Source organism: Methanosarcina mangrovi, from assembly GCF_052057765.1.
Lineage (GTDB): Archaea > Halobacteriota > Methanosarcinia > Methanosarcinales > Methanosarcinaceae > Methanosarcina.
Genome location: NZ_CP195120.1, coordinates 293,247 through 317,376, shown reverse-complemented (window position 1 = coordinate 317,376; position 24,130 = coordinate 293,247). Strand labels below are relative to the sequence as shown.

Here is a 24,130-nt window from a genome sequence, read left to right as displayed (position 1 = left end):
GATAATTTCTGCCAGTTTTTTTACGTCGTATACTAAGATATTAACTTTTATCGATATGTATACGGGCTTATTAAAGCTTAAATTTGAGCTTTTCCCAGATAATTGAAGCGTTTCACCAGATACCAGAGACAGGAATTAAAATGGATCTATTTCTTTAGATGAACTGACCTTTGAATATACCAATCAGCAGGTAAACATAATTCGCATTGAAGCATTAAGTTAATATTTATCTTAATGTTTTTATTTTAATTAAAGGAATTTATACGGTGTACAAGCATGAATCGGAGTTACTTTTCTTTAGATAATTACTACAAGTATTTCATAGGTCTTGACGGCATTATACTTACTTTCTTAATAATAAAGAGTTATCCGGCCGTTGTTAATTTAGCAACAAAAGCTAGCTTTCTTATTATGTTAGTAGGAGCATTTTGTGTGTTAATTGATAATTGGAATCGGAAATCAATAGCTTACAGATTATACGTTGAGCTATATGAAAATGAATATCAAGCTAATTCTGACTATAAAGCTGGTAAAGTATTTGTGAACTTAATTTTTTATGTAGTTTCTATATATTTAGTATCCGGTGTGTTTGGTGCTCTCTGACACTCGCCCGTAGGCTTTCATGAAGGGATTATTTAACATGGGCAGGAGGTGAAAAACCCGCCCACCAGATTCGACGAGAGGATAAGTAAATCATTAATATTTTTTAGCAAAGTATTAAAATCCAACGCTGCTTTTATAATATCCGGTTAGAAGAGGGCTTTAAAAATAAAAAATCCCTGTTCCAAAATGACTAATTATTATTTTATTTTTTATTTTCTTCCCTAAAAGGCTCCAATTTTGAAATTAGTCACATATAAATACAAGTAAATCCAATTTTAATATTGGGATTTTTATATTTCTCCCATCATGGATTTACGGGAAATAAAGTAAAAGGGGAGTGATACTTATGGCAGTAAGGAATCCAGTAGACTTGATCGCCCTTATACTTGTTATAGTGGGCGGATTAAACTGGGGGCTTGTAGGACTCTTTGATTATAACCTTGTAGATGCTATTTTCGGGGTAGGAAGTACTCTTTCGAGAATTATCTACATACTTGTCGGGCTTGCAGCGCTTTATATGATCTATTTCACTGTAAGAGCCGAAACGTATCAGACTCATGAGACCGCAGTACGTCACTAAGCAAAAAAGATTAGGAAAGTTCCTTTCCAGTATAACACTGTGAAAGGACCTAAACCAGCTATAATTATTTTAAAAGGCTGGATGATATAAAATTAAGAGAAGGTTATTTTTTCTGTTTAAAAATTCTATTCTTATTTCTTTTATCTTCATTTTTAATCTAATTTTTCGATTATAACTAAATCTCAGGTTTTACATATAAACAAATTTTGATGCGTGTAATTTTACTGATATTTACTTTATAACTTATTCTTATTTCACTTCTCTTTTAATTTCTTCAGTTCAGAAAGCACCTTTTCGGCATGTCCTGTAGCTTTAACGTTGTTCCAGACCTTTACAATTTTTCCTTCCGGATTGATAAGGAAAGTTGTCCGGACAGCGCTTATAACATCCTTGCCCCTGAAGTGTTTTGGGTGCAGAACATCATATTTTCCGTGGACTTCCGCCTGCTCGTCAGAAAGCAGTTTTATTTTGAGTTCTTTCTTTTCTATAAATTTCCTGTGAGATTCCTCACTATCCCTGCTGACTCCCAGAATCACCGCATTTTCAGCTTCGAAATCTTTTTTCAGGCAGCTGAAGTTTTTGGCTTCCAGGCTGCAGCCCGGAGTGTTGTCCCTCGGATAAAAGTACAGGACTACCCATTTACCTCTGAGGTTTTCAAGGCATGTCCGATTCCCTTCCTGATCCGGAAGGCAAAAATCAGGTGCAAGTTGCCCTGATTCCAGCGATGTCTTTGCCATATTTTTTCCCCCTGGTAAGTCCATGCCGCTTATATGCGGTTACTAAATAAATCTTTAAAAATTATAGAAATTAATCTGATTACGGAAATTAATCTGATCATACAGGTTATATTTTCTATGTATTATTATTCGTACTTTAGTTATATTATAGCTTTTGTTGCCCCATTATAGCTTTTATTGCCCCTGCCTTCATTTCAGCTTTTTCTCCTCCAGGGCAGAACCGCCGCTTCAAACGCCAGAACAGGCCCCATAAACCAGCCTGCCCAGAGTAGAAGCCCTGCAAGTCCGAGCCCGAAAAAGTAAAACTGTTTTCGTGAGGATTTTGTGCCGTACCTTTCATCTTTCAGACTAAGAATAAGAGCCGCAAGTCCAAGCCCGACACCGGCAAGTGCCAGAAAGACCGTAATGATTACTTCGGGAGAATAAGAGCTTCTGCTCAGTGAAAAAAGCATCTGGAATATGGAGGATAGGCCTGTGCCCAGAAAGAAAAGTCCTGCAAAAAGGCCTGACCATCGCGCCGGATTAAACCCGGCTGCAGCTTCTTTTTTAATTGAAATTACCAGAATCCCGGCTGCAAGCGTTAATCCCAGAGGAAAGAAAATAAAAGGCAGGCTCTGTCCTTCCCAGAGGTAAGTCTTGATCTGGGTCAGAGGAATTAACAGCCACTCGAGAAGGGAAAACCTTTCTTTGTATCCCAGAATAACCCCATAGTTGCCTCCCCTCTCAATAGAACTCACTGCTACATAGTACGTGCTACTTTCCGGAGCCTGGAGGTCTGCCCTGGAAAGGGAGTAGAAGGCAGCCGGAGTGAAGCCTTCGTATGTTGCGCTTTCAGGCATCTCTCCCGAAAAGACCATTGCCCCGTATCCTTCAGGCAATTCTAAGGTCTCAGGTATTTCTCCATCATCAGCAAGTCCGGGACCCATAAGAATCATGGTAGGAGTAAAATCCCGGCTTTCCTCCCCGGCAGGAACGATCAGTCCAAGTACTATTCTTTCTCCTTTTTCTACCTCAAAACCGTAGTAATGAAGGTCTCCTCCTGAAAGCTGCCCATAAAGGACTCTGGACTTTGCAGGATTTTCGATTGGAGTTGCGGTTTCAAGACTTTTGCCTCCAACTCCAAAGGCAGGAACATGAGCGAACACAGGTGTTAGCAGAAAACACATTCCTGCCATTAGAATAAACAATAAGACAGAATATCTTAACACCCACCGTTTCATAGACTATATTTTACCTGTTGCAAGTAAATAGGTATCAGAATCTAGAATCAGAAATAGTCGCTCGGAATTAATAAGTTCAGGCTTAAAAAAATTAAAATTTTCCTGCCGAAAGACCTTTCTGAAATGTCTTCAAGTTCATCATATGAGAATCTGGGACATCCCTCCCGAGAATATGTGCAGGCAGCACCTTCTCGGAGAACACCGCGAATTGCACGCCCTTTGGTCCATAATAACCAATAACAAGAAAGCTTATGCCCACCATCCAGAGACCCTGCGCTGGAAAGGAAAATTAAAGGCTCTTTACCTGAGGCATGAGGCTCTTGTGGAAGAAATGGGAAGAAGAGGATATAATCACCATACCCCTCTTGACCCTGCCCTTGCTACAGGAAAAGCCGTGCAGGACGAGTTTGTTGACTCCTATGAAAAACAGATCCGGATCCTCAAAGAAAGAGGATGTGAATGCCGAGTCTGACTGTATGCTTCAGGAAACTTGTAGATCACTACCCATAAAACCGCAAATTCCGTATTTCTTCGAGAGACACCTCGACTTATTTGAGAACTTTTTTTATTTTTGTCAAATCACGGATTATTCAGGATATTATATATATAATTGTCGATAGTTTTTAATATAATGAAAGTAGAAATGTAGAGAGACAAAACGGATATGATTGGAAAAGCTGTTAATGAACTATAAAAGAAGTAAGAGAGTGGAAAGATAAGGTATCAAGACGGTGCATATTCAAAATATTACTCTGAACCGGATAAGAATCTAAGGTACTTCAAAGGGACTTCAATGTCAATGACTCTTGTACTGGATGAAGAAGAAATATGGGTTCTTGAATGCATAAAAGAAGCCCATATAGAAAAGGGATTTCATATTCGAGACGTTATAAAGAAAGCAAAAGCCGGATATGGGTTATCGAGGTCAACAGTTTACGAAATAGTAGGTTATCTGGAGTTTCATGGCCTTATAAAGACAAACAAAGCCGGGAACAGGGAACTTAATGAGTCCATAGTTTACTCAGTAAAGTGCCCGGCGTGCGGAAAGGAAATTCCGGGAAACGAATACATCAAAGAGAACGGAAGAGCAATCTGTGAGGACTGTTATCTGGAAGGGCACCAGAGAATAAAGTTTGCAGACCCTGTTGCAGTGCGTTCTAAAAAACTCTTCAGAAAACAGCACGGATTAGAAGGAACTGAGGGCTTGACCGAACTGCAAAAAGAAATATATGATTTTATCCAGGAGGAAGGAGGAGCTACCCCCGAAAAGATCTCGAAGCTTTTCAAGCTCACCTTGCAGGAAACCAGGAACCAGCTTGCAATACTTCGGCACTGTGAGCTTTTGAAGTGGAGAAAAATGGGAGAAGAAATGTACATGGTGCCTTTTGACTCTTAAATTTATGCATAGAATTTTTATGTAATCTGAAGCACTCAGAGGTGAGAGGTTGACAGATAAAACCGAGATGAACGAAAGGATGAAAGAAATGGCCGGGCAACTCCCGGGAGTGATGAATGCTTTAATGGGACTTCATTCTGAAGTCGTCAAAGATGGGGCTTTAAGCGCCAAGACAAAAGAGCTGATGATGGTAGGGATTGCAGTTGCCCTGCGGTGCGAACCCTGCCTCTGGAAGCATGTTCCTGAGGCTGTAAGCCTTGGAGCGAACCGCGAAGAGATTATGGAAGCTGCCAGCACTGCAATAGTGATGGCAGGAGGACCTGCTGTAGCTTACGGATCACTGGTTGTTCTCAAAATTCTGGACGAAATGAATGTTTGAAACTTCGGAGGAATAAAAGATTACAGAAGAAAAAAGCGAGTGTTCGGTCTGCGGATGCAAACTGGAAGGAGAAGACATTATCAAAGAAGAAGGTCAGGTTTTTTGTGAGGACTGCTATATAGAGAGCCACCACAAAATCCAGGCATGTAACCCCTGGGCTGTCCGTTCTAAAAAGATCTTCAGGGAAGAAGCCGGACTTGAGGGGACTGAAGGCCTGACCGAACTGCAAAAAGCCATTTATGAATTCATCGTCTCCAGCGGAGGAGTAAAAAAGGAAGCAATTGCCGAAAAATTCGGGATATCCTCCCGGGAAGCCGAAAACCAGTTTGCCCTCCTGAGGCATTGTGAGCTGGTAAAAGGCCAAAAAAGAGCCGATGGCGTATATCTTGTACCATTTGAGGCCTGATAGATTAAAAACGTGAATTCTTATTTTTTTCTTTCCGAATGAGCAGAACCTTTCACGGATTTTCCCCGAAGCTTAAGCCCTGCTCACAGCTGTGTACCTGCCCAAAACTGTTTCATAATTGAAGCCCAAATTCATATTTGAAACCAGAAATAACAGGTTATTACATGGTTTACAAATTTTTGCATGGTTAAAGACTACAGCCGGGGTGCTTTAAATTGGAAAACTCAAAACCTTACTTTAATCCGGAAATCGAGACCATGGACAGGGGAGAACTCGATGCCCTCATCGAGGAAAGGGTGCGTTATACAGTAAAATATGCGGCTGAAAATTCTCCTTTTTACAGAAAATGGTTTGAAAAACACAGGGTAAGCCCTGGAGATATCAAAGCCCATGAGGACCTCCTTGAACTACCAATCATCTCCGGAAAGACTATCCGGGAAAACCAGCCCCCTGAGATGAAGGAGTTTATGTTCAGGAGCGTGGGCTGGGAAGATGTTTTCACAATTCATGAAACCAGCGGCACAAGCGGGACCCCAAAGAGCTTTTTCCTTACCTGGGAGGACTGGGAACGCTACGCAGAAAAATACGCCCGGATTTTCAGGTCCCAGGGCTTCGGGCCCGGAGACAGGGTCGTTGTCTGTGCTTCCTACGGTATGAATGTGGGGGCAAACACCATGACCCTTGCTGCCAGGCAGCTGGGCATGAGCATCATCCCTGAGGGCAAGTGCACTTTTCCCCTGCGCGTTATTGAAGCTTACAGACCTACAAGCATAGTGGGAAGTGTATTCAAGCTCCTGAACCTTGCCCGCAGAATGCAGGCTGAGGGTATCGACCCAAAGCAGTCGGGTGTAAACAAACTGGTTGTCGGGGGCGAAGCCTTCGCTGAAGAATCAAGGAACCATCTCTCGGAAATCTGGGGCTGCCCTGTGTACAATACCTACGGGAGCACGGAAGGGACTATGTGCGGAGAATGTAGCGAAATCACAGGGCTGCATGTTCCCGAGGACTTTGTCCATCTCGATGTTTATGACCCGCAACTGGAGAATTTCGTGCCTGATGGAGACTGCGGAAGGGTTATCCTGAGCACGCTCCTGCCTGTCGGGGCAAAGGCAGGAAACCTGCTCTTAAACTACGATACTGATGACACGACTGTCGTACTTACGCGCAAAACATGCTCCTGTGGCAGGACCCACATGAAAATTCTCACTCCCCAGCGAGAGGCAGAAACCGTCTGGGTTGAAGGGACTCCTTTTAACCGCGTTGATGTGGAAAGGGGTGTCTTCCAGAGTGAAAACATGAACTACCTGACAGGGGAGTATGAAGCTTTTCTCTATGGGGGAGAAGATGAGGGAGAAAACGCACTCAGGATCAGTATGGAATGCGAAAACCCCGAGACCTGTGACCGTACTATTGTAAAGGAAAACTTCCTCCACTCTTTTTTTATGTACAAACCTCCCCTCGCCAGGGCTTATGAAGACGGCACTTTCAAGATCCTTTTCAACTTTACGGGGCCGGGAGGGCTTGAGCTGTACAAAATCAAGGGAAGGCCAAAGAGGCTTGTGGACAGGCGATAACCGGGGAAGGCGGACAGAGGAAAGGAGAATTCACATTTTATCCTTTTTCTCAGGACTTACAAAGTTTCTTTAAATTGTATTGTGTATTTATTTTTTGCGAATTCTTTTCCTTTTGTGTTTGTTTTTTATTTATTTTTGCCTCCTATATTTTTCTATGGACACCCTAACCCTTTCATATATGCTAAATTTTATCGTTCCCAAACATTAATATACTGAGGGATGAATTAACATATGAGCACAACTCTTTTATATTAATGATCAAGTGAATAAAACATATATAGTAATACTTACAATAACTTAATGTATTATCATTCGGATAAATTATAAATTACTTGGTGATACGATGGAAACAGAACTTATGAGGATAGGGGTCTCCCTGCCCGACACCCTTCTTGGTAAATTTGATGAGATTATTGAAAAAAGAGGTTACTCTTCCCGTTCGGAAGGCATAAGGGACGCCATCAGGAGTTACATTTCTTACTATGAGTGGATGGGTGACATTAAGGGTCATCGTGTAGGGACTGTTGCTGTTATATATGACCACACAAAGCGCGGGCTTTCAAATGCCCTTGCCGATATCCAGCACCACTACTCTCACCTGATAAAATCCTCGGTGCATATCCACCTCGACCACGACAACTGTTTTGAAGTAATCGTTCTTGATGGAGACGGCGAAGAGATTAAAGAGCTTGCTGAAGCTATAATGGCCCTTAAAGGAGTCAAATTCTCAAAACTCACCACTGTAGCTTCGAACGAAAAAATCTAATTTTATCCTGCCGGAATACAAATCCGCAGACAGGAATAATTACTCGGGAGTATTGAAGGACGCCAGGATAGCAAAAGTCCCCCAATATCTTCATTTAATTTTTTTCAAAGTGTTTTTCGATGTGCTTCAGGAGCAGGTTTCCGAATTCCGTAAGATCGTAGATCTGGAAACTGCGCTCCCTCCTTGAATCCACGAGCCCTGCTTCCTTTAAGAGCTTGAGGTGGTAAGAAAGTGCAGAGTGCTTCTGATCCGTAGCTTCGACAAGGACACAGACACAGAGGCTCTGGACTTCGAGGGCTTTGAGAATCCTCAGACGGGTCGGATCTGCAAGAACCTTGAATAGACCTACGATCTCTTCAACATCTTCATGCAGGGCCTTATGGACAGCCTCGAGCACATCTTCCGGCAGGGAATAAGCATCCCTAACTTCTATTATTTTTTTTTCGGACATTTCATCCACTCAGACTTTTTGCACTTAGCCATCGATTAAGGAAACGCGCAGTCTTTAATTTAAGTCTCGGATTAAAACTTCCAGTTGCTTCCTCCAATCTAAAATTACAGTATTTTTTCCAATCTTAAATTAACTTCTTTACATTTTTGAACTACCTTATATTTATTATAGCCCACGGTTTTCGACCGGAGTTTAACAACTAACCTTCGATCCGGGAGAATTTTTCCGCTTTTTTACTGTTTTTCCTATTCAGGGTTTCACATTCCTTTCAGTGTATCCGGGCTCGTTGAAAGAACCTCTCTCCACCGGAGTCCCAGCCCCGAGAGGGCAAGCCCGCCTCCAAGCAATGTGATCGAGTTCTTTATTATATGGTCAAGCACAGCGACCGTAAACCCTAGTTCCGGCCTGATCCCTCCAAGCCCGAAAACTGCAGTAAGGGCAACCTCATATGTCCCTATAGCCCCGGGAGTAACAGGGAAAGTTTTTGCAATGTTTCCGAGGGCTACTGCCAGAAAGACAAGGGAGATCGTAAACCCAGAAGACATGTCTACCCCGGCTGTCGGAAAGGCTTTCAGGACCAGAAAACAGGTGAGGATGTCCATACCCCATATAAAGAGAGAGGAAGCGACCACTGCGAGAAACGCTCCGGGACGGACAGCAACAATGCTCATCTGGTGGATAAAAACAGATGCAAACTCTTTTATTTTATGAAGAGGTTCGCCTGAAGAAACTGAAGAGGCCTTTCCCACTCCACTCGTTGTTATGCGGCCTTCCCTGAAAGACAATGAAAAAAGAGCCACAAAGAAAAGGAGAACCGCGAGCCCTGAAAACCTGATAAGGGACCCCATCCAGGAGGCAAGTTCAAACCTGGCAGCTACCCCTGAAGAAGCAAGTGCGGCAATGAAGGTAATTGCAATTATGTCAAAGACCCTCTCTACGGTCAGGGAGGAAAGGCTTGTCGTAAAGGCAAGATCTTTACTCTTTTTCAGGATATACATCCTGCTCAGGTCTCCTATTCGTGCAGGAAGGATGACGTTTGCAGACTGGCTGATGAAAATGCTTCCCGTAAGGAAGCCAAGCCCATAATGGTTTCCAAGCCTTTTAAGGATCTGCTGGAAACGGACTCCCCTGAGCGGCCAGGAAATGCAATAAACAAGAGAAGCAAGAACCAGGGTGCCCAGAGAAACCTGTTTTATATTATCCAGGACATCTGAAGCCCCCAGAAAGGTGGCGGCAAGGGCGAGAATCAGAATGGCAAGAGAAGCTGCCAAAAAAAGCTTTCCTTTCCCGGAAAAAAGCCCCGGGAAAAAAAGTTCCCACCAGAGGCGGAAAACCTCAGACCCCATTCCAAGAATATCCTTTACGAAATTGACCTTGCTTGACCCTCCGTGCCTCCAGTATACAGGAAACTCCAGGACCCTGTAACCCCGGTATTGGGCCCTGACCAGCAGTTCAGTATCCCAGAACCAGTGCTGGTTTTCAATTTCGTCGAGCAGATCAAAGAGAGCCTCTCTTCTAAAAGCCTTGAACCCGCACTGGTGGTCATAGAGTTTAGAGTGCAAAAAAAGCCGCACAAGGGAATTGTATCCTCTACTTGCAAACTCCCGCTTGAAAGGTCTTTTTGCATCGCTTTCGGGCATTATCCTCGAACCGGTGGCAAAGTCATAACCATCCGTACTTACAGCTCTGACCAGTTTTTCCAGATAGCTCATATCTGTTGCAAGATCCACATCAATGTAGCAGAGCACCTCTCCTGAGGCAGCCTTAAAAGCCCTGTTAAGGGCTCTTCCCCTACCCTGCCGCTCATCGGAATGCAGGTGTTTGACATAAGAGTACTGTTCCGACAGCCGGGAAGCTATCCGGTCCGTATCGTCCGTGCTCCCATCCTCTGCTATGATGATCTCAAAAGAATCAGTTATCTTTGAAAGAGTCTCTGCTGTTATCGAGACCGTATTTTCTATTCTGGCGGCTTCATTGTAAGCGGGCAGAACTACCGAGACGCTGGTTATACGAACAACCTCTTAACGTTTATGATAAATTAATAGGACTTTTATGCTGGCTTCGATTTCATATCCAATTCTAAATATTCGAATAAATTTTTATATTTATAAAATGCATTTACGAAATCCGTTTTGAAGCGTATTTATGAAAAGTATTTATGAAACAATGTTCAGATCATTAAATAAATGAGATATAGAGCTAAATTAAATAAATGAGATATCGGCGCTAAACCACGATTTTTATGCCTGAGCCAGATGTTCTCTGGAAACAGACAACTATAATATTCCTTTTTACGTGCCTTTCTTTAATTTATATATTGTGACTGTATCCCTGTAAACCGGTTCAAAATAGGTTTCATTCTCGAATTTATCCAGTTTTACGGAATACGTCTTTCGTTCAAGCTTACCGATATACACATAGCTGACGTTATATTTATCCATAAGCTCCATGGTTTTCTTTTCATCGCCAGTTGAATAAATTGAACGAACATCCTTTACCCTTTTTTCCACCTCTTTGTGATTTCGTCCCCAGAACCGCTCGTGCCTTGCCCAGCCGAGGACTGTAGGGAGCCCCGTATTTGCAGAGACCCTGGACATATAACTGTAACCGCCATCATCTTCAGCAGCTTCAAGAACTACAGGAGAGCCTGTAATATTTTCCTGCATCCACTTTATGGCATTGTAATCTCCCCTGTCCAGCTCCATCATATATTCCATTCCGTCAAGGGAAGGTTCGGCATTCATCTCGTTTATTCTTGTACAGGTTGATACTACAGGAAAAAAAGAACAGGAAACGACCAGCAGTACAAGTACAGCTGTCCATGCTTTTTTTACAGAAGTCCCCTTCAAAAGCCCTCTACTTCCGAACTCTCCTCTGGAAAAGGAACGAAGTTCATAATATGAATAGGAGGCTGCAATAGCAAGGAAAATCCATAAATGGATATAGAATTTGAAAACCGTGTTCATACGGGCATACTCGCCTGAAAGGGGGTCGTCAAGAAAAATAACTTCGCAAAGAATGGCAATGAAGGCTGCTGTTGCGATAAGAAGGTATACAAAGCCTGTCGAGTTTCTTTCCGGAAGATCCCCCAGGAATAAAAACAGAGACAGAGCAAGCATGGGTAAAAGTACCACAAGCAGAGGAATAGCCCATATCACAGAAAACAGGGCTGAGACTCCGACCAGAAGGATAAAAAATCCGATTTTTCTCCTGGAATCAAGGCGGGTTACAAGGAAAGAGAAGATCAAAAACAGGAAAAGCCCGAAAAGGATAAGGAATTTATCAATCGTTGTCCTTAATTCCGGCACGACGAAATCGAAGCCTTCTGCCGCCTGAGGACTGAAGGATAGGTAAAATGGTAAGTACGGCAGGAAGCTGAAGACAGAAACGAGAATGACTGCTCCGGAAAAACCTGCAATGGAACCGAAGAAATTTTTCTTCTGAATATAATGTCCGAAATAAAATGCAAAGATAACCGAAAGTGTCAGGCCGAAGTACACCGGGAAGTCCCAGGAATTGGACGGAAACAAGAAACCCAGAGCTATTGAAAAGGTAATAAATGCCAGGCTGTTTTCAAAGATTGAGTGCTCATTTTTCCTGAAATATATACTCAGGAGAAATACCAGTATGAGTAACTGAAATGGGATTGTAAGCATATGAGAATGCAGGTCTCCGTGTATGAAAGTAAAATATGGAAACTCGTTTATCGTGAAAGGGATAACCCTCGAACTGCTCCAGTAGTATCCTCTTGAAACCTGCTCCTTGAGGACATACATGGATACGAATTCTATAAGCCCCTGCAAATTTCCAAGCAGCATCCCGGACCCTGCCGTAAGGAGCCCATACCGGATTTTCCCATGAGTAAGGTTATACCCTATGCCGAAAAAGAGGTTGAAGGAAAGAGCAAAAGTGAGGGCAATCGCCAGGTTAAAAAGAAGGGCAGGTTTGACAGCACTGAGTTTTCCCAGAGCGCCCACGGAAAGATACCCGAAATAATAATAAAAGTCCAGAAACCCGCCTGCAAACCAAGGATCGACCGGTGGAAAAGAGGAAGTCCTGATTACTGCATTTAAAAAGGCAAAGTCCATAAACTTCTCGTGCATGTATATTTCCGGAAGGTGCACACGTACGAGTAAGAAAAAAAAGAACCCCGCAAGGAACACGAGTTCATTGATGAGCAGAACCCTTCTTTCGGGGAAAATCTTCTTTTTCCAATAAAGACCAGCTGACAGCAGGCAAAGAACAAGTACCGCGATTAGAATTGTAGCACGGTTGAAGCCCCAGATGTAAGAAAGGATCCAGGAGAAATAAGCGACAAGGATAATCCCCAGCGTTTTTGCTGCCGAAACGCCCCCGTCAGCCAGCCTGTTACCGGCATTTCCAGCAAGTGGAATAGAAAGCAAGCCTAGGAGCTCTATAAGAAAAAACCATAAAATTACTTGAAGATAATCTGACACTTTCCTCTGTACCTGCCTGTGAAATTCACTTTTTTAGCCGCCGAAAACATGAAGTTTGTAAAGCAAACTTCTAACTTAGATCCCGAGAAATAACATTCCTGATATACCTTAATCCACAGACAAAAGCACATCTGGAGTCCAGATTCTAGTCTCCGGAGGCACAGCCTTATCAGAGATTTTAAGTCTCTAAACCCCCCTGAGACGTTTAAAATCGGCACCTTACAAATCTTTTTTGCTTCTTCCGGTGATTTTGTATTGATACACTGTATTCTTATTGGTACATTGCCTTACGCATACATTGTATACTTACTGATACACTGTATTCTTATTGGTACATTGCCTTACGCATACATTGTATACTTACTGATACATTGTATTCTTATTGGTACATTGCCTTACGCATACATTGTATACTTACTGATACATTGTATTCTTATTGGTACATTGCCTTACGCATACATTGTATTCTTATTGGTACATTGCCTTACGCATACATTGTATTCTTATTGGTACCTTATATCCTGCGTAACCATGTAATTTGTAAATATACTTATATGCCTATCGAAAAGGAAGATATTTTTTTACTTCCATTATTTTTTACTTACCTTTAAGGCTATTAATCCAAAATTGTAAAACTCTTTGTTAGCTTAAAATAGGGCTTTGTAAATAGTGGTAGCTATGAAAATGCAGATCAACGGAAAAGCTGTAGAAGCAGGCGGGGGAGAAGTATTCTGGATTAAAAATCCTGCAACAGGAGAACTTATCGAACAGGTTCCCCGGGGCACGGAAGAGGATGTGGCTGCGGCGGTCGAAGCTGCTTCATCCGCTTTCGCAGGCTGGGCTTCCGCATCTCCACAGCAGAGGGGAGAAGTACTTTACAGGGCTGCGGGAATTGCCCGGCAGAGGAAGGACGAACTTGCTGCCCTGCTTACGCAGGAACAGGGAAAGCCTCTTGCAGAAGCCCGAAACGAAATCGAAGGCTTTGCCCATGTCCTTGAATATTACTGCGGGCTTGCAGGCAGCCTGCGAGGGGACTTTATTCAGGTTCCGGGAAACGGGTATGCTTTTACCGTAAAAAAACCTCTCGGGGTCTGTGCAGCCATAATTCCCTGGAATATGCCTGCCCTGATCATGGGCTGGAAAATCGCCCCGGTTCTGATTTCCGGAAATACTCTTGTGCTGAAGCCGGCAAGTAACACCCCCCTCACAAACCTGACCCTTGCTTCTATCCTTGGAGAAGCCGGGCTGCCTGCAGGTGTGCTGAATGTGGTAACAGGCCCGGGAGAGACCGTAGGAGAACGTCTTGTCAGCAGCCCCGATGTAAGAAGAATTTCTTTTACGGGAGAAGCCAGGACCGGAAAACGTGTAGCTGAACTTGCAGCCCGTGGGATGAAAAGGGTTACTCTCGAACTAGGAGGAAGCGACCCTATGCTTGTGTGTGACGATGCTGACCTCGAGAGCGCTGCTGCCGGAGCCCTGAGAGGGAGGTATTACAACTGCGGCCAGACATGTACTGCTGTCAAGAGGCTGTATGTTTTTGAATCCGTAGCAGAAGAATTCATAAAAAAGCTTGAAACAGGAATAAAGAGCTTAAGAATCGGAAACGGAATGGACAAAAATACCAGTATGGGTCCGCTCAATAACCGTTCCCAGTGGGAATATATGAAAGAACTCACAGCCGAAATTGAAGAAAAGGGTGCAGGAAGGATAATTACCGGAGGGAAAGTGCCTGAATTCAAGGATTCCGAGAAGGGATACTTCTTTGAACCCACCCTTGTTTCAGATGTACCCGGAGACTCCAGGTTTTTGAAAGAAGAGGTTTTTGGGCCTTTACTCCCCGTAGTGACGGTAAAGAATCTGGATGAGGCAATAGAAGAAGCAAATAGTACTCGTTACGGACTTGGGGCATCCATCTGGACAAAAAATATAGACAGGGCACGAAAGGGATGTGAACAGTTGAATGCAGGGATCATATGGATTAATCAGCATCTTAAAATAGCTCCCGAAGTTCCTTTCGGAGGCGTGAAGGAAAGCGGGTTTGGAAGAGAAAACGGACCCGAAGCCCTCTCTGAATATCTGGAAACAAAAACCATAATGTTAAAAACCTGAATGTCAAAAACCATAATGTTAAAAACCTGAATGTCAAAAACCATAATGTTAAAAACCTGAATGTCAAAAACCATAATATTAAAAACCTGAATGTCAAAAGCCTGAATGTTAAGGCAAGTGTAAAGTTGAGTGTTAACAGATCCGTGTTTGAAAATAGGAAATAAAGATCTTCAGTGAGCCTTCATCGACCAGCTCACCGAATTTCTTTAAGTAAACTGAAGTCCGATCATTTCAACTTACTTTTTGTACTTGGGCAGAAGCTGCATGAATTCAGAAGCTTCCATCACCGGGACACTGTCAATCACGCAGATGTCGGACCAGGGCAGGTTGAAGGCTCCGTAAGCCTCGGCACTTTCTGCTTCGTAAAGGATATAATAGCGGTTTCCTGAAAGGTCAACCCACTGGTTGATGACATCAATTCCGTCAGGAATTTCCAGTTTCTTGAAGTGTTCAAGGATCTTATCGCGATTCGAAGGGTCCCAGGTACTAACGTCCATGAATAACATCTTTTACCACTCCTTTTACTTTGTTATGCCGCCCATACCCCTCCCGGAAGCTCAGGCAGCCTCTATTCAGCATCCGGGTTCTTATTTGAGAGCCTCAAATGGAAAACATCCGTTCCCCTCTGCCATCCCTCACAGGCATGACCCGTGCCCCCAAAAAGCCGGTTTACGGCAGAAATTCAGAACATTTTTTAAGTTATCTTGTCTCCCCCTTATCGGTCACTCTCAAATCCCCATGAGTGACAAATCCGGCAAGACCGCGCCCATGCAGAAAGAAGTTCTGCAGGTATAGACAGTATAATATCATCCCTTAGGCTATATAATAGTTCGTCCGAAGGGATTGTTTTAAGTTAAATATTCTCATTAATGGATATAGCTTTATTTTTTAGATTTTATATTTATCCCTGAATATTCGAGACAATACTCGCATCAGATGGCGAATAAGGTTGAAAAGGTAAGAAATTCTCGTTCTTTTTCCTCACAACACCAATCATGCGAGGGCGGAAGACCAGACCTTCCCGGATAGAACCATAACTTCCGGCACGGAACCAAAACTTCCGGGGTAGAAATATATATCCTGCGCCTGTGGAATTTCTTAACTCATTTTTTCCTGAATTTAATTCCCTTTTTCTTTCGTCAGCAGTTCTGCGGACTCAAATCCGGCTTTTACCGAACCGTTCAGACTCCTTTCCGGATAATTGGGTGAGGAGAACATGCCTGCAAGGTAAAGCCCGGACGGACCTGCAGCAAAAGGAAGCACATTTTTGAGATAGCCCTGTTCGTATACAGGGGCGGTATCTATTCTGCGGTAGAGCTTCGTCCAGCGGACCCCTTCTCTTGAAAAGCCGGGAAACATTTTTTCGAGCCCTCCAAGATAAGAATCAATAATATCCTCTTCTTTTTGCATCCAGAGAACACTCTTTTCGTCCTGGAAGTAAGATGTCACATAGACCAGATGTTCCCCATAGTCTTCAAAAGGCATATAGTTGGTGTGTTCGATTACGGCTCCAAAAGGCACATCGGCTTTTATATTCAACCAGTAATTCCCATCTTCCATAAGCGTTCTGTCAAGCCCCATCAAAGCGCAAGCAGTCCCCTGATAACGGATATTTTTTAAAGAATCATGCAGGAGTTCCAGCTTGCCTCCGGTGATCGAATCCAGTACCGCGGGTTCCGCGGTTGAAATAACCGCATCGCAGGTTATAAAATCCCCGTTCACTACAACTCCCTGTACGGCATTGTCTTTGATAACAATTTCCGTTACTTCCTTATTTGTCCGAATCTCTCCCCCGTTTGCAGTTATTTCCCCAGCCAGGGCATTCAGAAGAGAATTAAAGCCTCCTCTCATGTACCCCAGTTTCTCTCCTTCTTTTCCCCTGTCCGACCTTATTTTCACCCGCCCTATTAGCCAGGCCGCAGAAACGTTTTCGGCATTGTCTCCGAATTTGCTTTTCAGAAGGGGGGCAAAAAAGTTTTCATACACCGACTTTCCTGCCGTACCCAGAACCCAGTCCTTTGCCTTTATCTGGTCATAGGGCACCGTATCTTTAATCAGTCTTATCCTGAGGACTAGAAAGCCAAGTTTTGCCAGATCAAGAATGGAAAGAGGACTAAAGTGTAAGATCTCAAGAGGAGTGTTCATGGGATAGTTCTTACCATCCACGAAATAGGCGTTTTTTGCTTCAAGCCACAGCATATGTTTCTCAAGCCCGAGTTCCCTTATGAGGGCGAGAAGTTCCGAATCGCTTCTGAATATATGGTGATAGTACCTTTCAATAAAGTATTTTTTTCCGGAGTGTTCAAGACAGTAGCTTGCTGCCATCCCTCCGACATCCGGGTCTTTTTCAAAAACGATTACTTCGTTAGATTTGCAGAGCCTGTAACCTGCTGACAAACCGGCAAGTCCGCTTCCGATTATTGCGATCTTCATAAATACTTTTTCCCTCAATTCATTAATTTTTAAGCCAATTTTTGGAATTGGGCTTTGCAGCCTGTAATTTCTATATGGAAAAACAGATAGATTCCAAATCTTTTTTTACAGGAAAAGGTCTTGTAGAACTATAAATTACAAAAAAACCCTTTGCATATCGATATGTTTAACCGCTATATATACATTAAACTCATTTATATTATAGCACAGTAAATACTGAGTGCAGAGTTATCGGGTTACAAAAAGATGAGGGTCAGGGTTGTACTACGATCAGGAAATTAGCTCGGTTTTTGAGGAGCTGAAGACATCAGAAAAAGGGATTAGCTCCGAAGAAGCTGAAAAAAGACTGGAAGAGTATGGGAAAAACGAACTTAAAGAAAAAGAAAAAGTATCGGTCTTGCGGCTCTTTCTCTCACAATTCAAAAGTATTTTAATTTTTATTCTGATAGTTGCTTCCATTGTTTCGGCTTTACTTGGAGAAGCTATTGATGCAGTGGTGATTTTGTTTACTGTTTTTCTTGCCGGAGTTCTTGGTTTTGTACAGGAGTACAGAGCTGAAAAAGCAATTGAACTCCTTAAATCCCTGACGTCTCCCGAAGCAGCCGCAATAAGAAACGGGACTGAAAAAAAGATCCCATCAACAGAACTGGTCCCGGGGGACATAATTCTGCTTCAGACCGGAGACCGCATCCCTGCCGATGCCAGGATAATTAAAGAATTCAACCTTAAAGTTGACGAGTCCTCGCTCACCGGGGAGTCCGTGCCTGTCCAGAAGATTACCGATGCTCTGCCTGCAGGCACTTCCGAAGCTGACAGGAAGAACATGGCTTATGCAGGGACTTCAGTTGCTTACGGAAGAGGTAGAGCTGTTGTCACGTCAACAGGCATGAAAACCGCTTTTGGAGAACTTGCCGGACTCCTCGGGACAATAGAACGGTCCAGAACCCCTCTGCAGGAAAGCCTTGATAAATTCGGCAGATGGATTGGCGGGGCAACTCTCGTAATTGTAGCTTTTGTTGCAGTGCTGGGGGTCTTTTCCGGCTTTCCCCCTCTGGACATGTTTCTCTGGGGCGTTGCACTGGCAGTTGCCGCTATTCCCGAAGCCCTTCCTGCGGTTGTGACAGTAGGGCTCGGGCTTGGAGTAAGGCGCATGGTCAAAAGACATGCCCTTGTGAGAAAACTTCCTTCGGTAGAAACGCTCGGAGCTACGGATGTAATCTGCTCTGACAAGACAGGCACGCTTACACAGAACAAAATGACAGTTGAGAAGATATATGTTAACGGACAGAACCTCAAAGTAACGGGAAACGGGTATAATCCCGAGGGAAAATTTCTAAAAGAAGATTCGGAGAAAGAAGATCCTGAGGTATCTGAGGACGATATGCATCTTCGGACTCTTTTGCTTGGGGCTGCCCTTTGCAACGATTCAAACCTTCATAAAGAAGAAGACTCATGGAAAATTACAGGAGACCCGACAGAAGCAGCTCTTGTGGTCGCTGCGGCAAAAGCCGGGCTTGAAAACTCCGAACTTGAGAGAAAATACCCGCGACTTGCAGAAATACCCTTTTCTTCCGAAAGTAAGAGAATGACCACCTTCAATAGACTGGAAGACGGTCCCGGCACCTTTCTTGATTCCGAACTTGTGGCTTTTTCTAAAGGAGCCCCGGAGGTAATCCTTACCTCCTGTACGAAGATTTTACTTGACGGTGAAATAAAAGCCCTAACCCGGGAACAGACACAGGAGATCTCCGAAAAGGTTAAAGAACTTGCTGATCAGGCCTTGAGGGTTATGGCTCTTTCTTTCCGCCCTCTTGAAGAGGGTTTCTCTCCCGAAAAAGTTTCTTCCGGGGAAATCCCTGCAGAAGAAATTGAAAAGGACATGGTCTTTTCGGGGCTAATGGGTATGAGAGATCCCCCGAGAGAAGAAGTGAAAATTGCAATCAAAACCTGTGAGGATGCAGGCATCAAGACTGTAATGATAACAGGGGATCATAAGGTCACAGCGGCTGCAATTGCAAGGGAACTCGGGATTTTAAAGGAAAACGACCTTACTCTTACAGGTTCGGAACTTGACGGCCTTGACGAGACCGAGTTTGAGGAAAGAGTTGAAAAGGTTTCGGTCTACGCGCGGGTCTACCCCACTCATAAACTGAGGGTGGTAGAAGCCCTCAAAAAGAAGGGCTATGTTGTAGCAATGACCGGGGACGGAGTTAACGATGCGCCTGCCCTGAAAGCTGCGGATATGGGCATAGCAATGGGCATTACAGGCACTGATGTCAGCAAAGAAGCTTCCAGCATGATCCTGACAGATGATAATTTTGCGTCCATTGTCTCGGCAGTTGAAGAAGGACGAAATATATTTAAAAACATCAAAAACTTCATCACCTACGGACTTACAGCCCATATAGGAGAAGTCCTGATCGTCCTCATAGCAATTCTGGGCTGGCAGATCCTGCCTTTGATTGCCGTACAGATCCTGTGGATCAACCTGATTACGGACGGACTCCCTCCTATGGCTCTTTCTGTTGAACCTCCTGACAGGGGGCTTATGAGGCAGAAACCAAGGGATGTTGAAGAAGGACTTATCACCCGCCGTGAAATCGTTGCCGGGCTCGGGCTTGGAGGGCTTATTGCCACTCAGGCACTGATAGTTTTAGTCTGGGCTCTGAACAGCGATTTTCCCATTTCGAAACTGCAGACCATGATCTTCACACTTGTGGTCTTTTCAGAGATGTTCAATGCCTTTAACTGGCGTTCTGATAGGTATTCGATTTTTTCTCTCGGGCTCTTTACAAACAAAGCTCTGGTCTATGCAATCCTGACCACAGTGATCCTGCAGTTGCTGGTGGTTTACACCCCCTTCCTTCAGTTTGCTTTCAGGACAGTCCCTCTTTCCCTTTCTGAGCTGGGAATCATAACGGCTTTAGCTTCCACCACCCTCATCTCAATGGAAATTGTAAAGTACCTGAATGCAAGAAGGGCACACTGACCAAAAGGTGATCCGGGTTCATCCGGTTTCTGCCCAGCCCTTGCTTTTTCTCTTTTTCGGATTAAAACGGTAATGACCTGTCCCATATTGTTCTTCATTCCGGATTCAAACCTTCACGTCTTTATTCTACATGTCCACAATTTAGATCCAAACTGTTATGCCCTTATACCGTTATCGGTTTTGTTTTTTCTTTCGGTTTGAATCGCAAACTTCAAAAGCGGAGGCGAAACCAGAATGGAGACAATTACCATAAAAACCATCGCTGAGAATATTTCCTGACCGATTATCCCCGCGCTCCTGCCGATGGTTAGCATCACAAGTTCTATCCCTGCTCTTGGCATGACTCCTATTCCGAAGATGAGGCTTTCATAAAAATCGAATCTTATGGCTTTTGACCCGATGAACCCCCCTATTAACTTACCGGATAGGGCTAAAAAGATAATAACCAGAGGAATAAGGATGCCTGCATTTACCAGAGCTTGCAGGTCAATTGAAAAGCCTATGAATGCGAAAAAAAGCGGGACCAATATCCCGTAAGCCAGACCTTCTACTTTGCTCTGCACGTCCTTGATCTTGGCAAGGGGAATTTCCGAGATTGAGATCCCCCCTATGAACGCTCCTATTGTTGCATGAAGTTCAAAAAACTCCGCAAGATAGGCGGAAAAAAGGGCTACCATAACCACAACTGAAAATACTGCTTCTCTTGTATGCATTTTCTGAGCATAAGCAAAAAGCCCGGGAAAAAGGTACTGCCCGAGGCCATACATAATTATCAGAAAGAGCAGGATTTTTCCTGCGCTCGTAAGAATGCCCGGGAATGAAGGCACACGGTCAAGACTGGCAAAAGTAATCACCACAGAGAGCAGAAATATCCCGATAATATCGTCCAGAACTGCCGAGGAAATCATTATTTTCCCGGGTCTGCTGGAATGGTAGTTCAGGTCTATAAGGGTACTGAGCATCGTTCCTATGCTTGTCGGGCTGAAAGCAACCGCCATAAAAAGACTCTGGAGAAAACTGAAATCAAAAAGTTCTCCGAGTCCGAAACCGAAAGCAAAGGCAAAAGCTATCTGAGAAAACGTAGGAACAAAGGCGACTAATGCTGCAGGTTTCAGGTCCCTTAAGCTAACTTCTTTATATCCTGCGGTAAAAAGCAGAAAAATGGCCCCCAGCTGGGCAAAGAAAGTGATTACCCCGGTTTCCACATCAAGAAAAAGCACTCCAAATAGAACACCAGCCAGGATTTCTCCTGTAACTGAGGGGATACCTGCTCTTTCTGCCACTTCGCCCAGAAATTTTACACCGATAATCAGAAACAATATCTGTAAAAGAGCACTCACCGCTGTTAGTCCCCCGCTTTCCTCTGCGTTTCTTAGCCCAAACTCCCTCTCTCTAAGAATTTATCTTTCTCAGAACTTATCCGAATTTTTTTACTTCAGTATTATCCCTTCTGCTTTCTTTTTTTCTCTTTATTCTTCGATTTCATCTCTGGTTTTTGCCCTTTCTTCTTTTCTTCTTTTACAAATCTCTTTTACGAGATCCTTCTTGGATACAATTCCTGCCAGTTTTCCGTTATCACTGATACAGACGCGGTCAAGCCTGTGCTTCATCATCAGATCCGAAGCATCTTTTAGTGTAGCGTCAAGAGGAATCGTTATCGGATGTGTGATCATTACATCTCCTGCTTTTCCGCCAAGAGACCTCATAGCCGTAAGAGTGGTATGTTTTTCTTTAGGAACAATGCATAAAAGCAGGATTTCAAGAATGATGTCAAGATCAATAACTCCCACAAGCTCGTTTTTCTCGTTCACTACCGGAAGAGTATGATAGGGAAGTCTCCCAAGAAGAGAAAAGACTTCTTCCAGAGGAGTGTCTTCCTGTACTGTTACCACATCTCTGGTCATGAGTTCTTTGATTGTTATCCAGAGACAGCTTCCAAAACCTTCATCTATCTGTTCGGACGGCGGCCTAGCTTCAGGAATCCCTTCAGGAATAGCAGGTAATCCGTCTTCCCTTTCAGGAGCTTTTTCCAGCTGTTCTTCTTTTCTTATTTCCTCTTCTTCCTTCTCTTCATTGCTGTTTCCTTGAGAGAAGTCTCTTCCTGCAAGATTATTTGTCAGAGCGAATATTTTGCTCATAACCCCAGCTCCCATTTAAGAATTCCCCCCTTTTTAAATATCATTTGTATCCTCTGTATTTTCGTTTCTGTTTTCCTACGTTCCTTTTTTGATTTCTTCTCTTTTTTCCTCTACTGTAAAATATGTGATTACTCGTTATAGAAAGTTTATTCGTACAGAGAGTTTATCCGTACAGAAAATTTATCCGTACAGAAAGTTTATCCGGTTTTTTCAAGTTTCTTCTTATAATAAAGGGTGAAATCCCTTCCCGGGCGCAGGGTAAAGTTATAAGAGGAATACTCTTCTGCAGAGATTTCCCTGTACATATCATAGGATGAAGGCACAATAATAGCCTCGTATTTACTGCTTGAGGGAGGCTTGGAAGTATACCCTACTTTTTCGTAGTCCCGCAGGTACCAGGGCAGAGGCCAGTACAGCTTATTCGGGTCAACAACGTAAAGCCTCAGGGTTTCAGGCCTTCGGTCAAAACTCTCTATATTTTCCATGAGCTCACGGATATCCGGAGAGGACTGTGTGTATGTCATCAGCTCTGCCGGCTCCATGCTCCTGTAGTAATTTACCGAGATGCACTGACCGAGGGAAATAAGCAGGGTAAGGGCCAGAATTCCTGCAGTTAAATTGAGAGCTTTTCTGGAGTATTCTTTCCGGGAAGATGTCAGACCTGTCAGAGAACTTCTATCTCCTTCCGGAAGCTCCTGTTCAGGCGGCACAGGTTCGGGCTTCCGGGAAAATATTTCTCCCAGATAAGCTCCTGCAAGGATCCCGAAGGGCAAGACGATATGTACAACGAGCCAGGGGACTTTTTCCTGAAGATAGGAATAGAGCAGCAGGCTGGTAAGGGCCCAGTAACAGAGGAAAAAGAAAAATGAAGCGTTCGGCCTTTTAATTTTCAGGAAATGGAAAAATCCTGCAGCCCCAAAGATTACAATCGGGACCTCATATAGTAGAAGAATAGGAATATAATAGTAAAAAGGACCTCCTATCCTCTCTATCCTGTGCATCGCCATCCAGTGGGTAAAAGCCCTATCTACGATTGAGAAAAGAGAAATATCGTTCCTGAAAAGGCTTGTATAAAAAAACATAATAATGAAAATGGAGAGTGCCCCCGAAAGAAGAATTTCAGGGAGAAAATGTAAAAGGACCGAAGCTTTGCGAAGGAGGGTCTTCTGCAAACTCAGGTTTTCCTTCTTCCAGCTGGAATAGATCCAGTACAGTAAGCCCATCCCGGCATAAGCTCCGAATATAAGTATGATTACATAGGCGTTTTCCTTTGCAGTTACGGCAAGGGCAAGGGATGAAGCTGTCAGGATAAGGTAAGGGTATCGCCTGAAGCTGTGAATGTTGTCGAGATAGCGGAAAGCACCTGCAACGGCCGCCAGGGTACAGAACACAATTATCATATCATTTCTGAAGAACCTGGAGAAGTAGACCATGCTCGGGGAAAATGCAAGCAGAAACATTGACCAGAGCACTCCGCTTTTTCCCAGTTCTTTTTTCAGCAAAAAGAGCGCCAGAATAGTTGCCACTCCGAAAAAGACCGGAACCAGGCGGGCGGTTGCATCGCTTATTCCCAGAAAGTGGAAGACGGCTGCAGTAGAATGAAAAAGAAAGGGGCCGTGATACGCGGGATTATAACTGTACTCCCCCTGCTCGAGCAGCTTGAGGGTAAAACTGCCGTGTACGCTTTCATCATGATGTAAAACCCTCTCGCCAAGTTCAAAAAGCCTTAGAGCCAGGGCAAATAAAACGATCAAAAGCCCGAGAAGCCTGTACTTTGTATCGGAGAGCTCCGATGAATTTGTAGAGTCATTCGAATCATTGTATGGACTTTTCTGCATTGTTTCCCAAACCTTCCGGTGATGGCTGCTCCTTTTATAAGGCATAGGTATATT

The 24,130-nt window shown here is 43.7% G+C and carries 18 protein-coding genes; 8 read left to right on the top strand and 10 right to left on the bottom strand.

Annotation, left to right across the window (positions count from 1 at the left end):
• The first annotated feature begins 949 nt into the window (after positions 1 to 949).
• Positions 950 to 1,183, top strand: coding sequence for a DUF378 domain-containing protein (locus tag ACSAZL_RS01550; protein WP_440946999.1), 234 nt, complete (start codon positions 950 to 952; stop codon positions 1,181 to 1,183).
• Between the two features lie 254 nt (positions 1,184 to 1,437).
• On the opposite strand, the gene ACSAZL_RS01545 is transcribed toward ACSAZL_RS01550, so the two are convergent.
• Together ACSAZL_RS01545 and ACSAZL_RS01540 are read right to left on the bottom strand one after the other, a co-directional pair.
• Positions 1,438 to 1,920 carry a peroxiredoxin gene (locus ACSAZL_RS01545; RefSeq protein WP_440946998.1) on the bottom strand — a complete coding sequence of 161 codons (483 nt, stop codon included), beginning with the start codon at positions 1,918 to 1,920 and terminating at the stop codon, positions 1,438 to 1,440.
• A 194-nt stretch (positions 1,921 to 2,114) separates the two neighbouring features.
• The gene (locus tag ACSAZL_RS01540; protein ID WP_440946997.1) at positions 2,115 to 3,086 is read right to left on the bottom strand and encodes a hypothetical protein; all 972 of its coding nucleotides are present in this window, start codon (positions 3,084 to 3,086) and stop codon (positions 2,115 to 2,117) included.
• Positions 3,087 to 3,282: 196 nt separating this feature from the next.
• On the opposite strand from ACSAZL_RS01540, the gene ACSAZL_RS01535 reads away from it, so the two are divergent.
• The 5 genes from ACSAZL_RS01535 (at position 3,283) to nikR (ending at position 7,661) form a co-directional block, all read left to right on the top strand.
• A complete protein-coding gene (locus ACSAZL_RS01535) occupies positions 3,283 to 3,612 on the top strand; it encodes a pyrimidine dimer DNA glycosylase/endonuclease V (protein WP_440946996.1) in 330 nt (109 codons plus the stop codon).
• 327 nt (positions 3,613 to 3,939) lie between these two features.
• Entirely contained in the window at positions 3,940 to 4,536 is a 597-nt protein-coding gene (locus ACSAZL_RS01530; protein ID WP_440948953.1) for a hypothetical protein, read from the top strand.
• Between the two features lie 49 nt (positions 4,537 to 4,585).
• A complete protein-coding gene (locus ACSAZL_RS01525) occupies positions 4,586 to 4,915 on the top strand; it encodes a carboxymuconolactone decarboxylase family protein (RefSeq protein WP_440946995.1) in 330 nt (109 codons plus the stop codon).
• A 663-nt stretch (positions 4,916 to 5,578) separates the two neighbouring features.
• Entirely contained in the window at positions 5,579 to 6,895 is a 1,317-nt protein-coding gene (gene ftsA, locus ACSAZL_RS01520; protein ID WP_440948952.1) for a coenzyme F390 synthetase, read from the top strand.
• 343 nt (positions 6,896 to 7,238) lie between these two features.
• A complete protein-coding gene (gene nikR / locus ACSAZL_RS01515) occupies positions 7,239 to 7,661 on the top strand; it encodes a nickel-responsive transcriptional regulator NikR (protein ID WP_440946994.1) in 423 nt (140 codons plus the stop codon).
• A gap of 94 nt (positions 7,662 to 7,755) precedes the next feature.
• Here nikR and ACSAZL_RS01510 read toward each other — a convergent pair whose 3' ends face one another.
• The 3 genes from ACSAZL_RS01510 to ACSAZL_RS01500 form a co-directional block, all read right to left on the bottom strand.
• Entirely contained in the window at positions 7,756 to 8,112 is a 357-nt protein-coding gene (locus ACSAZL_RS01510) for an ArsR/SmtB family transcription factor (protein ID WP_440946993.1), read from the bottom strand.
• Positions 8,113 to 8,369: 257 nt separating this feature from the next.
• Positions 8,370 to 10,055: a flippase-like domain-containing protein gene (locus ACSAZL_RS01505; RefSeq protein WP_440948951.1), complete on the bottom strand. Its 1,686-nt coding sequence runs from the start codon at positions 10,053 to 10,055 to the stop codon at positions 8,370 to 8,372.
• 348 nt (positions 10,056 to 10,403) lie between these two features.
• Complete coding sequence (locus tag ACSAZL_RS01500; RefSeq protein ID WP_440946992.1) at positions 10,404 to 12,515, bottom strand: DUF2298 domain-containing protein; 2,112 nt, start codon at positions 12,513 to 12,515, stop codon at positions 10,404 to 10,406.
• 732 nt (positions 12,516 to 13,247) lie between these two features.
• Between ACSAZL_RS01500 and ACSAZL_RS01495 the strand changes: the two genes are divergently transcribed.
• Positions 13,248 to 14,678: an aldehyde dehydrogenase family protein gene (locus tag ACSAZL_RS01495; RefSeq protein ID WP_440948950.1), complete on the top strand. Its 1,431-nt coding sequence runs from the start codon at positions 13,248 to 13,250 to the stop codon at positions 14,676 to 14,678.
• 236 nt (positions 14,679 to 14,914) lie between these two features.
• Here ACSAZL_RS01495 and ACSAZL_RS01490 read toward each other — a convergent pair whose 3' ends face one another.
• Complete coding sequence (locus ACSAZL_RS01490) at positions 14,915 to 15,184, bottom strand: DUF3303 domain-containing protein (RefSeq protein ID WP_440946991.1); 270 nt, start codon at positions 15,182 to 15,184, stop codon at positions 14,915 to 14,917.
• 613 nt (positions 15,185 to 15,797) lie between these two features.
• Entirely contained in the window at positions 15,798 to 17,111 is a 1,314-nt protein-coding gene (locus ACSAZL_RS01485) for an NAD(P)/FAD-dependent oxidoreductase (RefSeq protein ID WP_440946990.1), read from the bottom strand.
• Between the two features lie 259 nt (positions 17,112 to 17,370).
• On the opposite strand from ACSAZL_RS01485, the gene ACSAZL_RS01480 reads away from it, so the two are divergent.
• Positions 17,371 to 20,100: a cation-translocating P-type ATPase gene (locus tag ACSAZL_RS01480; protein WP_440946989.1), complete on the top strand. Its 2,730-nt coding sequence runs from the start codon at positions 17,371 to 17,373 to the stop codon at positions 20,098 to 20,100.
• 155 nt (positions 20,101 to 20,255) lie between these two features.
• Here the strand turns inward: ACSAZL_RS01480 and ACSAZL_RS01475 are convergent, their stop codons facing one another.
• The 3 genes from ACSAZL_RS01475 to ACSAZL_RS01465 form a co-directional block, all read right to left on the bottom strand.
• On the bottom strand, positions 20,256 to 21,440 hold the full coding sequence (locus ACSAZL_RS01475) for a cation:proton antiporter (RefSeq protein WP_440946988.1): 1,185 nt from the start codon (positions 21,438 to 21,440) through the stop codon (positions 20,256 to 20,258).
• A gap of 129 nt (positions 21,441 to 21,569) precedes the next feature.
• Positions 21,570 to 22,238, bottom strand: coding sequence for a CBS domain-containing protein (locus tag ACSAZL_RS01470; RefSeq protein ID WP_440946987.1), 669 nt, complete (start codon positions 22,236 to 22,238; stop codon positions 21,570 to 21,572).
• 197 nt (positions 22,239 to 22,435) lie between these two features.
• Positions 22,436 to 24,076, bottom strand: a complete 1,641-nt coding sequence (locus tag ACSAZL_RS01465) for a flippase activity-associated protein Agl23 (protein WP_440946986.1) — start codon at positions 24,074 to 24,076, stop codon at positions 22,436 to 22,438.
• Positions 24,077 to 24,130: the final 54 nt, after the last annotated feature.